The following is a 13,028-nucleotide window of genomic DNA, read 5'->3' as shown; positions in this document are numbered from 1 at the left end:
TACCGGTACCGGCGCGCGGCCGAGAACCCGACCCGGCTGCCGCCGGAGCGGTGGCCGGGGCGCCGGGTCACACCTCGTCCGGCCTCTGTTGGGCGGGGCCGGTCTTGCGGACCCGCCGGGGGAGGACGGGCGGGACGCGGGGGTGCCCTTCGAGTCCGTGGTCCGACGGGACCTCCTGGACGCCCTCGTGCGTACGCGTGGCGGGGTCGGCCGGGTGGCTCTCCACCACGCCGTCCCACAGGGCGTCCCGAGGGTTCGCGTACCGCGGTCCGGCGGACGCCTCCCCGGCTACCGCGCCAACGTCCGAAGGCGCGCGGTCGGAAGGCGCGCGGTCGGAAGGGGCGCCGTCCGAAGGCGCGTCGTTCGGGCGGACACCCTCCGGAGGAGCGCCCTCCGGAACACCGGCGGCCGCACCCCCGCCCGAGGGTGCGCCGAACGGGTTGTCGTCCTGCCAAGGCGACGAAGCCCGCGACGGTGAGGCCTGCGGCGCCGACGGCTGCCACGACGAGGCCCGGGGGACGACCACCGCGTCGGGCAGCCCGGGGATCGGCGAGCCGGCCGCCGGGGGAGCCGGGGGCGCGCCGGCGGTCAGCTCCTCCTGGGCCTCCGGCTCCTCGCCCGACCCGCCGTCCCCGTTCCCGCCGTCCCCGTTCCCGCCGTCCCCGTTCCCGCCGTCCCCGCTCCGGTCGGCCTCCGACACCACCGGCGGCCGGGTCACCCGGGCGCCGGGCGGCAGGCCGGCCACGGACGGGGTCTGCTCCATCCGCTCCAGCAGCGCCGACGGCAGCAGCACCACGGCCCGCGTCCCCCCGAAGGGGGAGGAGCGCAGGGTGACCTGGATGTGGTGCCGGGAGGCCAGCCTGGCCACCACGAAGAGGCCGAGCCGCAGGTCGTCCCCGAGCGCGGAGACGTCCAGCTCGGGCGGGTCGGCCAGGTAGGCGTTGAGCTGCTCGTACTCGTCCCGGCACATCCCGAGGCCGCGGTCCTCGACCTCGACGGCCAGCCCCCGGGGGACTTCCTGCGCGGAGACCTGCACCTTGGTGTAGGGCGGGGAGAAGGTGGTGCCGTTCTCGATCAGCTCGGCGATCAGATGGATGACGTCGGCGACGGCCTGGCCGCCGAGCGCGACGCGCGGGATGCCCTGCACGACCACCCGGGAGTAGTTCTCCGTCTCCGAGACGGCGCTGCGCAGCACGTTGACGACCGGGACGGCGTTGCGCCAGCGCCGGGCGGGCAGCGCGCCGCCGAGGATGACCAGGTTCTCGGCGTTGCGCCGCATCCGGGTGGCGAGGTGGTCGACCGCGAACAGCTCGCGCAGCAGCCCGGGGTCCTCGTGCTCGCGCTCCAGCGCGTCCAGCATGCTGATCTGGCGGTGGAGCAGGATCTGGGTGCGGCGGGCGATGTTGAGGAAGACCTTCTTGGTGCCCTCCCGCCCCTGGGCCTGGTGCACGATGGCGGTGAGCGCGGCGGTGCGGACGGCGGAGAGCCCCTCGGCGGTCTGGTGGAGTTCGTCGCCGAGGCGCCGGGCGGGGATCCAGGCGGGCGGTGGCGGGACGGATTCGCCGGCCCGGAGCCGGCCGACCACCTGGGGGATCTCGTGCCGGGCGATCGAGAGGGTGTCGGCCCGCAGGTCGCGCAGCCGGGCGGACACCGACCGGGCCAGCCGGATGCCGCGGGTCAGGCTCCAGAGCAGTACGACGGCGACGGCCGCGCTGGCGACCGCCAGGGCGGTCCGGTGGCCGGTGCCGCGCAGCAGGGAGAGGGCGTAGCCCCAGGTGGCGGCGAGGCCGAGGCAGGGGACCAGCACGAGGGCGAGGAGAGAGCGGCGGAGCGAGCCGGACCGGCCGGCGCGGTGGCCCGTGCGCGGGGCCGATATGCCTGGCATCTGATTCCTTGGTGCAGGGCCAACGGCGGGTCTGCCCGTGTGCGGTCCGGCCGGGGTCTCGGAGCCGCCACGGCCGGCGGGCCCGGAGGGGGCCGGACGAGGTGGCGTGGTACCACCGTCCGAGCGGGTGCAGCACGGCCGCCGACTTCGGGCACGCTATCAGCCCCGGGAGGCCCTGTCGCAACATGAACTGACGATATGTAAGCGGATGGTGACGCGTCTTTACATCGGTCGATCGGCCGCTTTTCGGCGGATCTCCGCAGGTCAGCACGGTGGTCCTGGTCGTCGACGACTTCCCGGGAGCCTGAGGGGAGGTCTCCGGAAAGCCGTCAGGAACAGGTCAAGTACGGGAAGTCCGAGGTGGGCCGGAAGCCGGGCGTGGGCCGGTTCCGGGTGGCTCGGATGCCTCCGTGTGGGGGTGGGGGCTTCAGCCGGCGAGCGGCATGTGCAGCAGGGCGGCGCCGGCCGGGCGGGCGGCCTCGGCCTCCAGTCGGGCCTCCCGCTGGGCCAGTTCGGTCCAGGCCCAGCTCGTGAGGTCGGACAGCTCCGCCGACCACTGCTTGCCGTACGTGCCCGAGGCCACCTGGCCGAGCCGCAGCCGCTGGACGTCGGAGGTGCCGGCGGGCGGGTAGATGTGGGTGGCGTCCCGCAGGTAGCGCTCGATGTGGAACTCGGCCTGCAGGCCCCGGGCGGCGTGGATCTCCATCGCGTTCCGCGCCGAGTCCAGCACGTACTCGGTGTTGATCAGCTTGGCGTTCATCAACTCGGCGTCGCAGGGCCGGCCGTGGTCCAGCTGGTGCGAGGCGTGGTAGGCGGCCAGCTTGGCGGTCATCAGGCGGGACTGCATCTCGCCCAGCTTGAGCGCTATGTTCGGCAGCTGGGAGAGCGGCTTCCCGTAGAGCACCCGCCCCTCGGCGAACCGCACGGTGTCCTCCACGATCGCCCGGTGGATGCCGAGTGCGACGGCGGCCAGGTTCAGCCGTCCGTACAGGGTCGAGGAGGAGTAGGCGATGTCCAGGCCCTGGCTCTCCTCGCCCAGCCGGTTGGCGGCGGGGACGCGGCAGTCCTCGAAGACGATCTCGCCGAAGCTGAAGCCGTGCAGGCCGCTCTGCGAGCCGGGGCTGCCGGTGCGAAAGCCCGGGCGGTCGCTCTCCACCAGGAAGGCGGACAGGCCCCGGCTGCCCTCGCCGGTGCGGAGCACCACGCCGTGCACGTCGCCGATGTGGGAGTTGCCGACGAACCACTTGCGGCCGTTGAGGACGTACTCGTCCCCCTCGCGCCGCGCGGTGCCGGTCATGCCGAGCACGTGGCCGCCCGAATCGGGTTCGGTGACGGCGATCGTCGGCAGCACCTCGCCGGAGGCGAACCGCGGCAGCCAGTAGCGGCGCTGGGTGTCGGAGCCGAAGTGGATCACCTTGGCGACGCCGAGCTGCGAGGCCTGCGCCATCGCGCCCATCGCGCCGCTGACCCGGGCCAGCTCCTCGACGATGACCGTCTTGGCGAGGTGGCCGAGACCGAGCCCGCCGAAGGTCCGCGGAATGGTCGCGCCGATCCAGCCGCGCTGGGCGATCTCGCGGGAGAGTTCGACCTCGACCGTCCGGTCGGCCTCCATTCTGGCCACCTGCGGGCGCACCTCCTTCTCCGCGAACTCACGTACCTCCGCGCGGAGGCTCTCGTGCCGTTCGTCGGTGAAGTAGTCCATCGCCATGCTGGGTCCTCTCGATTCCGGGGTGGTGGTGCCTCCGTCCGTGCAGCCGAACCGCTCCGGCCGCCCAAGGGTGGGGGTGATGAGGTGGCGGCCGGTTGCCCTGGTGCAGCCGGTACGCGCGGATGTGCGGGGCGGGATCCTGGCGGAAACCCGTCCCTGTTTTCGGCAGGGCTCATTGTCGTATGGCGATCCGGCCCTCTCCATAGTCGATCTTGGAATGGCGCGAAACGGATCGCCCGAAGTCGGAGGAGGATTGAAAGCCGCCGCGGCGGGGGAATGATCATTCCCGCTTTTCGGCCCTGCTGGAGCGTCGTCCACGTGCGGGTTTGACCGCCCGTCAGTCGTGGGAGTCGGGTGGGCCGAGAGCGTCCATCGCGCCGATGGTCTGATTACATGTGCGCCATGACTGATGTGATGAGCACTCAAGGCCAGTTCCCGGGTGCCGCCGGCGAGTCCGAGCGGACCCGCCGGCTGCGCATCCTGGGTCTCAACGAACCCACCGTGGACGAGGCCTTCGACCGCTTCGCCCACCTGGCCGCCAGCCTCACCCGCGCCCCCATCGCCATGGTCAACTTCATCAACGACGAGCGGCAGATGTTCCGGGGGCTCTTCATTCCGCCAAACTCCGCCGCCCCGGGCGACACCGGCTGCTCCTGGGCCGACCGGGGGATCGTCTTCGACCTCCCGAGCCGGGAGATGCCGCTGAGCCACGGCTTCTGCCCGCACGTGGTCGCCCAGCGCTCCCCGCTGGCGCTCGACGACGTCCTCGCCTACCCCCGGTTCGCCGGGAACCCGGTCGTCGACGAGCTGGGGGTGCGCGCCTACCTCGGCGCCCCGCTGGTCGACGACACCGACACCGTCATCGGCACCGTCTGCGTCCTCGACCGCGAACCCCGCCAGTGGGGGCGCGAGCGGCTGCGCGACATCCAGCACCTCGCCGAGGCGCTGCTCTCCGAGATCCGGCTGCGCGACAACCTGATCGCCCAGCAGCAGGAGATGTTCGCCGCCTTCGACGGTTCGCCGTTCCCGATCATGCTGACCCGCGGGCCCGAGCAGGAGCTCCGCTACGTCAACCCCGGGCACGCCGAGGCCTTCGGTGCGCCGGTGGCCCACGGCTCGATCGGGCAGGCCTATCCGCAGCTGGCCGCCGCCGGGCTGGAGCAGACGGTCGCCGAGGCGTACCACACCGGTCGGACCGCCGTCCTGAACGACGTCCGTTTCCAGTCCACCCGGCCGGACGCCCAGCGGATCCACCAGATCTTCAGCTTCACCTGCACCCCGCAGCGGGCCGCGCGGACCGGCCAGGTGAACGGCGTGCTCGTGGTCGGCATGGACGTCACCGCGCAGTCCCGCACCGAGGAGGAGCTGGGCACGCTGGCCGCGCTGCTGGTCGACCGGCTCCAGCAGAGCGGTGGTGGCGCCACCGGTCGGCCGGGCATCGGCGGCGGGGAGACCGGGCTGGTCCTCCCGGGCTGACCCCGGACGCCACCGCACCCGTCCCCCACCACGATGAACACGGACCCTGCCACGACCCCCGCCACGACCACGACCACGACCACGACCACGACCACGACCACGACCACGACCACGACCACGACCACGACTTACGCCGTCGGCACCACCACCACCGGTGCCGCCGACACGACCGCCGCCGTCGCAGCCGCCGGACCGGCCACCGCCGCCGGCCCGACCACGACCGGCGCCACGTCCCGGACCGGCGCCACGTCCCGGACGGACCCCGCACCCACCGGCCCCGCCATCGTGCCGGGGCGCCTCTCACCCCCGAGGAGAGGCGCCCCACCACGGTGACCACCGGGAGCCCGCCGCCGTAGTCGCGGCCGCAGCCCCGCCGAAGCGCGTCGCGGGGAGCCCGCCGCCGTCGTCGGCCTCCGCCGTCCGCCGCAGCGCTGCCGCCGCTCGTTGCGAGCCGCCCGGCCGCCGCGCGGGTGAACCGGACGCCCCGTCCCCCGGACGGGCGCCCGCGGCACGGCCACCGATGGTAGGCATGGGCCGCATGGAGTGGTTCGCCGACTGGTTCGCCGCACCCGAGTACGGGCCGAGCCGGGTCCTCGTGCAACGGCTGCTGGCCGCCGTCTACCTGACCGGATTCGTGGCCGCCGCCGCGCAGTTCCGGGCCCTGATCGGCGCCGAGGGCATGCTTCCGGTGCCCGCTTTCACCGCCCGGGTAGCGTTCCGCCGCGCGCCGAGCCTCTTCCACCTCCACTACAGCGACCGCTTCTTCGCCGCCGTCGCCGGCACGGGCGCCCTGCTCTCGGCGGGCCTGGTCGCCGGCCTGGGCGACGCCGTCCCGCTCTGGGCGTCGATGCTGCTGTGGGCGGTGCTCTGGCTGCTCTACCTGTCGATCGTCAACGTCGGCCAGACCTGGTACTCCTTCGGCTGGGAGTCCCTGCTGCTGGAGGCCGGCTTCCTCGCCGTCTTCCTGGGCAACCAGGACGTCGCCCCGCCGCTCCCGGTGCTCTGGCTGCTGCGCTGGCTGGCGTTCCGGGTCGAGTTCGGCGCCGGGCTGATCAAACTGCGCGGCGACAGCTGCTGGCGGGACCTGACCTGTCTGCGCTACCACCACGAGACCCAGCCGATGCCGGGACCGCTCAGCTGGTTCTTCCACCACCTGCCCGGGCCGCTGCACCGGGCCGAGGTCGCCGCCAACCACGTCACCCAGCTCCTGGTACCGGTCGGCCTGCTCCTCCCGCAGCCGGTCGCCGGCTACGCGGCCGTGATCGTCGTGGTGACCCAGCTCTGGCTGGTGGCCTCCGGCAACTTCGCCTGGCTGAACTGGCTCACCATCACCCTCGCCCTCGCCGCCGTGGACCCCGCCCGCTTCGGGCTGTCCTTCCGGACCCGCTCCTACGGCGGTACCCCCGGCTGGTTCGAGGGCCTGGTGATCGCGCTGACCGTCGCCGTCGCGGTGCTCAGCTACTGGCCGGTCCGGAACATGGTCTCCCGTGAACAGGTGATGAACCGATCCTTCAACCGGCTTCATCTGGTCAACACCTACGGCGCCTTCGGCAGCGTCAACCGGATCCGCGTGGAGGTGGTGGTCGAGGGCACCGACGAGGCCACCGTCACCGGGCGGACGGTCTGGCGCGAGTACGGCTTCAAGGGCAAGCCCGGCGACGTGCGCCGCCTGCCGCGCCAGTACGCCCCCTACCATCTGCGGCTGGACTGGCTGATGTGGTTCGCCGCCATCTCGCCCGCGTACGCCCGGCCCTGGTTCCTGCCGTTCGTCGCCCGATTGCTGACGAACGACCCGGCCACGCTAAGGCTCCTGCGTCACAACCCGTTCCCGGACGCCCCGCCGACCCACGTCCGGGCGACGCTCCACCGCTACCGCTTCACCGACTGGCACGAACTGCGGGCCACCGGCGCGTGGTGGCACCGGACCGCGCTGCACGAGTACCTCGCGCCGGTCAGCCTTGACACCCTCACTCGTTCCGGTCACCGGCCGCCGCTCGGCCGCCGGAGCCGTTCGGTACCGCTGGACGGTCTGCGACGGCGGTCCGGTCACCCGCCCGGCCCCGCACCGCACCACCCGCCCGGCCCTCCCGAGTAGCGGCCGGGCGGGCGGTGTGGCACGCCACACCGGCCCGTCGGACGGTGGGTGCGTGCAAGGCTCGAACGGGCACCCGTATTCTTGGCCTCCACAACCGGCGGCCCGAACGCGCGCCCCCAGCCCCTCCCGCCGGGGCCTCCGTGCGCACCCGGTCCGCCGCCCCCTCGCCGCCCGCCCCGCCGCAGTCGCCCAGAACCGGACCTCACATGACAGTGCTTCACTCGCGCAACGCCGACGCCGCAGACGCCAAGGCCGCCGCAGACGCCAAGGACGCCACGGACCCGGATCAGAACCGCGGCCAGGCGGCCACGGTGGAGACCGGCCTCCGGGACGAGCTCGGCCGCTACGCCGAGCTCGGTGCCTTCACCCTCACCGCCGGGACCCACGCGTGGTACGCCGCCGTCGACACCGTCGCCACCCCCGAGGACGCCCGCGCCGCCTCCACCGCCCTCGCCGAACTCCGTGGCAGCGACCTCCAGCAGACCTGGGAGGCCGTCACCGCCCTGGCCGCCGACGCCAGGATCGAGGTGCCCGGCAGCGTCGCCGTCGCGGCGCTGTTCGCCGAGACGCTCCAGCGTGTCCACCAGACCTCCGCGACCCTGATCGGCGCCGCGTACGACGCCGACCTGGACGCGCTCGTCGCCGCCACGGCCGACCGCGCCTGGCGGCGCGAGAACGGCGTCAAGCTGTCGTTCCTGCGCGTGCGCGGGCTGCGCAAGCAGGCCGCCGCGCTGGTCGCCGGCGGCCGCAAGGTCCGCCCCGAGGAGCTGCACGAGGCGCTCGCCTCGGCCAAGATCGAACGTCGGGCCTGGGCCGTCCTCGCCCCCTCGGGCGCGCTGCCCGTCCCGCCGGCCGACGGCCCGCTGGCGGAGCGGACCGCGGCGGCCTTCGAAGCGATCGGTGCCGCGCTGCGCGACCTGGGCCGGCTGCTGCCCGAGCACGACCTGGAAGCACAGCCGTTCCCCGAGCTCATCGACCTGGTGGAGCGTCTGGCGGCGGACGAGGGCACGCTCTACCGCCTCCCCACCATCCGCTCCCTGCGGACCTCGCTCGAAGAGGCCGGTCTGGCCGACCTGCTCGCCGAGCTCGCCGCCGCCGGCGCCGACCGCCGCGCTGCCGAGGCCGCCTACGGTGCCCGCCAGGCCCTGGCCGGGGGTCAGCGCGACGGTCTGACGGCGACGGAGGCGACGCCCGTCGAGGAGCTCGCCGCCGTGGAGCCGGTCGCGGAGGAGCCGGTCGCCGAGGAGGAGGGCGCCGCCGAGGCGCTCGTTGAGGAGACGGTCGTCGAAGAGGCGGCCGTTGAAGAGGCGGTTGTCGAAGAGGCGGCTGTCGAGACCGAGGCCGAGCCGGTGGCGGCCGACAGCTCGACCGAGGCGGAGGCCGAGCAGGTCGTGGCCGAGGCGGCGACCGGAGCGGACGAGCCCACGGCCGAGGAGCCCGTCGAGGCCCGGCCGCTCGTCGTCTCGCTCCCGGCGCCCTCGCCCGCGGCGGACGACCTGGTGGACGCGGCTCCGGCTGTCCCGGCGCAGGCCGAGGCCGAGCCGGAGGTCGCGGCGGTCGAGGTGGTCGAGGCCGAGGTTGCCGAGGTCGTGGAGCCCAAGGCCGAGGCTGTGCCCGCGGTTGAGGCCGAGGCCGTTGCGCCGGAGGTCGTCGAGCCCGAGGCGGCTCCGGCCGAGTCCGTAGCCGAGGCTGCGCAGGTCGTCGAGGTTGCCGAGGTCGTCGAGCCGACTGCCGAGGTCGAGCCGGAGGTCACCGAGTCGACTGCCGAGGTCGCCGAGCCGGTCGCCGAGGTCGTCGTGGTCGTGGAGTCCGAGACCGAAGCCGTGCCGGCTGCCGAAGGTGTGCCCGCGGTTGAGGACGAGGCCGTCGAGCCCGAGGCGGCTCCGGCCGAGTCCGTAGCCGAGGCTGCGCAGGTCGTCGAGGTTGCCGAGGTCGTCGAGCCGACTGCCGAGGTCGAGCCGGAGGTCACCGAGCCGGTCGCTGAGGTCGTCGTGGTCGTGGAGCCCGAGCCCGAGACCGAAGCCGTGCCGGCAGCCGAGGGTGTGCCCGCGGTCGAGGCCGAGGCCGTCGAGCCGGAGGCTGCGGAGGCCGAAGCGGTTGTGGAGCCGGTTGCCGAGGTCGCCGAGGTCGGGTCCGCCGAGGCGGAGCCGGCCGTCAAGCCCGAGCCCGCCCCCAGGACCCCCAAGGCTGCCAAGGCCCCCAAGGCCGCCCCTGCCGCCGGGCCCGGGAAGCCGGACTTCACGCCGGGGCGTCCGGTGACCGCCTACTCGGCCGACGAGCTGCTCGCCGTCGTGCGCTGGGTGGACGGTGACGGTGTCGACCGCAGCGACGAGGAGCTGCTGCGGGCGGCGATGAAGGAGCTGGGCTTCGGCCGCCTCGGCCCGCGCATCAAGGAGGCGCTGGGCGCCGCCGTGGCGGCCGCGCGCGGCTGACCCGAAGCGACGCCGAAGGGCCCGGTGCGGGAGGTACGCCTCCCGCACCGGGCCCTTCGCCGTGGTCAGCTCCGTGGTCAGCCGGCCTTGTTCCAGGGGGCGCCGGCCATCAGCGCCTTGACGTTGGCGACGTAGCCCGGGTTCGGGACGGCCACGCTCCCGCCGGTCGCGCCCGTGACGGGGTCGGTGACGGTGTTGTAGTGCACGTTGCCCGCGCCCGCGTTGTAGGCGGCGATCACCAGGTCGAGCAGCGGTGTCCGGCCGGTGGCCGGGTCGGGGGAGAGGTCGTACGTCCCGCCGAAGGAGGAGTCGCCGTAGTAGGCGACCAGCCAGTCGAGCAGCTGGGTGCCGAGCTGGACGTTGCCGGCCAGCGTCTTCGGGTCGGAGGTGGTGCCGAACTTGCTGTTCATCCAGCTGACGGTGGCGGGCATGATCTGCATGGTGCCGATGCCGCCGTCGCAGGCGAGGATGCCGGACTGCCAGCCGCTCTCCTGCCAGGCGATCGCCTTGACCAGGTTGACCGGCAGCGCCGGGAGCCGGTCCGTGCCGCCGTTGCTGAGGAACAGCGTCCGGGACTGCCCGGCGGCCGAGCCGAGCGCCGCCGCGACGGCCTCCTTCGGCTCGTCGGGCTGGGGCTTGGTCGGGGTGCAGCCGCTCTGCAGCGGCGGGACGTGCGGGGTGGCGGGCGCGGGCGGCGGCGGGGGCGCGACCGGGCCGGGCTTCGCGGTCGGTGCGGGCGCCGCGGCGACGGCTGCCGGGGCCGGGGCCGCCTGGGCCGCCGGGGGCGCGCTGGTGGCCTTGGCGGCCGGGTCCGCGGGCTTGGTGGTGCCGGGTTTGGCCGTGCTCGCCGACGCGGTCGGGCTCGGCTTGGCCGACTTGCCCGCCGTCGCGCTCGGCGAGGCGCTGGGGCCGGGCGAGGTGCTCGTGCCGGGCGAAGGGCTCGCCGTCGCCGGGGCGTCGGCCGTCGGGGTCCCGGAGGGCGAGACCCCGGCGGTGGCGGCCGCCGCCGCCGGGCCCGCCGCGGCGTCGCTGCTGCCGTCCGCCTTCTTGCTGCCGCAGCCCGTCAGCAGCGCCGTCGACACGGCCGCCGCCGACACGAGAACCAGCGCCTGCCGTGAAGCACGCACCTTCATGGATTTCCGCCCCCCGTTTTCGCCGGCCGTCCCGGCGAGAGGCGGTCATCCTACGACGGTGTGATCGTCCTACCGACGCGGGCCCCGGGGTGACGTTCGGTACGCGGCTCCGGCGTCCCGGCGCCCGCGTGGCGGTCCGGCTCGGGGTGGCCCGGTCAGTCCGGCGCCGCTCCCGGCCGGGCGCGGGCCAGCTGCGCGGCGAGTACCCGGGGCGCCTGCGCCAACGACGGTCCGTACCAGGTCAGATGGCGTCCGCTGAGCAGGGCCGCCGGGATGCCGGGGAACGCCTCGGGGCCGTCCTCGGCGGTGAAGCGGTACGGCTCGTCCGGGAGGACGACCACCTCGGGCCCGCTCGCGAGGAGTTCGGGCAGGGGGACGGCGGGGTAGCGGTCCGGGTGGCCGGCGTGCAGCGTCACCTGGACGCCGAGGCGCCGGAGCAGGTCGCCGGCGAAGGTGTCGCGGCCGAGCACCATCCAGGGGCGGCGCCAGACCGGGACGACGGCCCGCCGGAGCACCGGTCCGGGCGGGGCGACGTCCGCCCAGGCGGCCTCGGCGGCGTCCAGCCAGGCGGGGCGGGGGAGTCCGCAGCCGAGGGTGAGCAGGCGGTGGAGGGAGTCGAAGGCCTGCTCCAGGGTGCGGATGTCGGTGACCCAGACGGCCAGGCCGGCGGCGCGCAGCGCGTCGAGGTCGGGGCGGCGGTTCTCCTCGCCGTTGGCGAGGACGAGGTCCGGCGCGAGGGCCGCGATCCGGCGGACGTCGGGGTTCTTGGTGCCGCCGATCCTGGCCACGGCGAGGTCGGCGGGGTGGCTGCACCAGTCGGTGGCGCCGACCAGCAGGCCGGGAGCGGTGGCGGCGACGGCCTCGGTCAGCGAGGGGACCAGCGACACGATCCGCCGGACCGGGCCGGGCCCGACCGGCACCCCCAGCCCGAGGTCGTCCACCCGGAGCTGCGGCCCGCCGACGGTCACCCCGCCGGGCCCGCCCGGCCGGGACCCCGCTCGCGGACCGGACCCTGACGGCGGGTCGGACGGCGGCCCGGGAGGCTCGGGCGGCTGGGCGAGGTGGGAGGCCATGCGGCAAACCCTAGGCCGAACGGGCCCGTCCGGCGGGGGAAAGTCGTGGGAACCGGGCGGGTGCGGCGGCCGACTACCTGGTCCGGGCTCCCAGGAAGGGCCCGAGCACGATCATTGACCAGGAGAGTTCCATGCGCCCTCGCGTGTTCTGCGGCATCGCGGCCGCCATCGCCCTGTTCGCCACGGCCTGCGGGAGCGGCGGTGGGGGGAGCAGCGCCGGCGGTGACGGGACCGGTGGGGCGGGGCAGTCCGCCGCTTCCGGGTTCCCGGTGAGGGTGGCGGACTGCCAGGGCAAGGAGACCACCGTCCAGCAGGCCCCGAAGCGGATCGTCACCAGCAACGCCGCCGCCCTGGAGATGCTGCTCCAGCTCGGTGCGGGCGACCGGGTCATCGGCACCGGGTTCCCGCCGGGCAAGGGCAGCCTGCCGGCGGCGCTGGCCGAGCAGGGCGCGAGGGTGCCCGTCCTGGGCGCCAAGGTGATCGCCAAGGAGAAGCTGCTCGGCTCGGGCGCCGACCTCTACGTGGACACCTTCGGCTCGATGCCGATGATGGGCGGGGCGGGCGCGGTGCCGAGCGAGCAGGAGTTCGCGGCCGCGGGGATCCAGCACGTCATGCTGCTCTCCACCGCCTGCGCCGGTACGCCGAAGGCCGCCCCCGCGCCGCGCACCGACCTCTCCCAGGTGGAGGAGGACATCCGCCGGCTCGGCGCGGTGACCGGTACGGCGGCCAGGGCCGAGGAACTGGTCACCGGGATGGAGCGGCAGATCGCCGAGGTCCGCACCGCGACCGCCGCGGTGCCCGCCGACCAGCGGCCGAGCTACTTCCTGTTCGACTTCGACGCCGGGACCAAGCAGCCGATATCGGTCTGCGGCCGGCAGGTCGCCAACGCGGTCATCACCCTGGCGGGCGCCCGCAACGTGTTCGCCGACTGCGACGCCGACTTCAAGCCGGCGTCCTGGGAGGACGTGGTCGCCAAGAACCCGGACTGGATCCAGCTCGCCGTGCGCAACCGGGGCACCGAGGAGGAGAACCGCAAGGCGTTCGAGGACGCCGAAGCCTTCCTGCGCGGCTTCCCCGCGACCCAGGGCCTGAAGGCCGTCCAGGAGGGCCGCTTCCTGCGGATCGGCTCCGAGGTCACCACCATCGCCGGGGTGCGCAACGCCGACACGGTGCGGCAGATCGCCGCCACCGTGTACCCGGCGCTCGTCGAGAAGGGCCGGTAGGCC

The 13,028-nt window shown here is 74.5% G+C and carries 9 protein-coding genes; 5 read left to right on the top strand and 4 right to left on the bottom strand.

Features of this window, described 5'->3' with window-relative positions; all coding sequences use genetic code 11:
- Window positions 1-67: 67 nt before the first annotated feature.
- Window positions 68-1,885: a sensor histidine kinase gene (locus tag ABT263_RS04430; protein WP_352287407.1), complete on the bottom strand. Its 1,818-nt coding sequence runs from the start codon at window positions 1,883-1,885 to the stop codon at window positions 68-70.
- Between the two features lie 427 nt (window positions 1,886-2,312).
- Complete coding sequence (locus tag ABT263_RS04425) at window positions 2,313-3,587, bottom strand: acyl-CoA dehydrogenase family protein (RefSeq protein WP_352287664.1); 1,275 nt, start codon at window positions 3,585-3,587, stop codon at window positions 2,313-2,315.
- 408 nt (window positions 3,588-3,995) lie between these two features.
- Here ABT263_RS04425 and ABT263_RS04420 point away from each other — a divergent pair, with 408 nt between their 5' ends.
- From ABT263_RS04420 to ABT263_RS04405, 4 genes are all read left to right on the top strand, one after another.
- Complete coding sequence (locus tag ABT263_RS04420; RefSeq protein WP_329490418.1) at window positions 3,996-5,069, top strand: GAF domain-containing protein; 1,074 nt, start codon at window positions 3,996-3,998, stop codon at window positions 5,067-5,069.
- Between the two features lie 33 nt (window positions 5,070-5,102).
- Window positions 5,103-5,402, top strand: coding sequence for a hypothetical protein (locus ABT263_RS04415; protein ID WP_352287404.1), 300 nt, complete (start codon window positions 5,103-5,105; stop codon window positions 5,400-5,402).
- Between the two features lie 196 nt (window positions 5,403-5,598).
- The gene (locus tag ABT263_RS04410; RefSeq protein ID WP_352287402.1) at window positions 5,599-7,164 is read left to right on the top strand and encodes a lipase maturation factor family protein; all 1,566 of its coding nucleotides are present in this window, start codon (window positions 5,599-5,601) and stop codon (window positions 7,162-7,164) included.
- Between the two features lie 206 nt (window positions 7,165-7,370).
- Window positions 7,371-9,596 carry a hypothetical protein gene (locus ABT263_RS04405; RefSeq protein WP_352287400.1) on the top strand — a complete coding sequence of 742 codons (2,226 nt, stop codon included), beginning with the start codon at window positions 7,371-7,373 and terminating at the stop codon, window positions 9,594-9,596.
- Window positions 9,597-9,673: 77 nt separating this feature from the next.
- On the opposite strand, the gene ABT263_RS04400 is transcribed toward ABT263_RS04405, so the two are convergent.
- Together ABT263_RS04400 and ABT263_RS04395 are read right to left on the bottom strand one after the other, a co-directional pair.
- Window positions 9,674-10,723, bottom strand: coding sequence for a transglycosylase SLT domain-containing protein (locus ABT263_RS04400; protein WP_352287398.1), 1,050 nt, complete (start codon window positions 10,721-10,723; stop codon window positions 9,674-9,676).
- Window positions 10,724-10,884: 161 nt separating this feature from the next.
- Window positions 10,885-11,802 carry a helical backbone metal receptor gene (locus ABT263_RS04395; protein ID WP_352287395.1) on the bottom strand — a complete coding sequence of 306 codons (918 nt, stop codon included), beginning with the start codon at window positions 11,800-11,802 and terminating at the stop codon, window positions 10,885-10,887.
- A 131-nt stretch (window positions 11,803-11,933) separates the two neighbouring features.
- Here ABT263_RS04395 and ABT263_RS04390 point away from each other — a divergent pair, with 131 nt between their 5' ends.
- Window positions 11,934-13,025, top strand: coding sequence for an ABC transporter substrate-binding protein (locus ABT263_RS04390; protein ID WP_352287392.1), 1,092 nt, complete (start codon window positions 11,934-11,936; stop codon window positions 13,023-13,025).
- Window positions 13,026-13,028 lie beyond the last annotated feature (3 nt).

Origin of the sequence: Kitasatospora sp. NPDC001603, from assembly GCF_040298365.1 — a bacterium.
Classification (GTDB): Bacteria; Actinomycetota; Actinomycetes; order Streptomycetales; family Streptomycetaceae; genus Kitasatospora.
The sequence above is the reverse complement of the archived record's forward strand: the minus strand, read 5'-3'. Positions and strand labels throughout refer to the sequence as shown.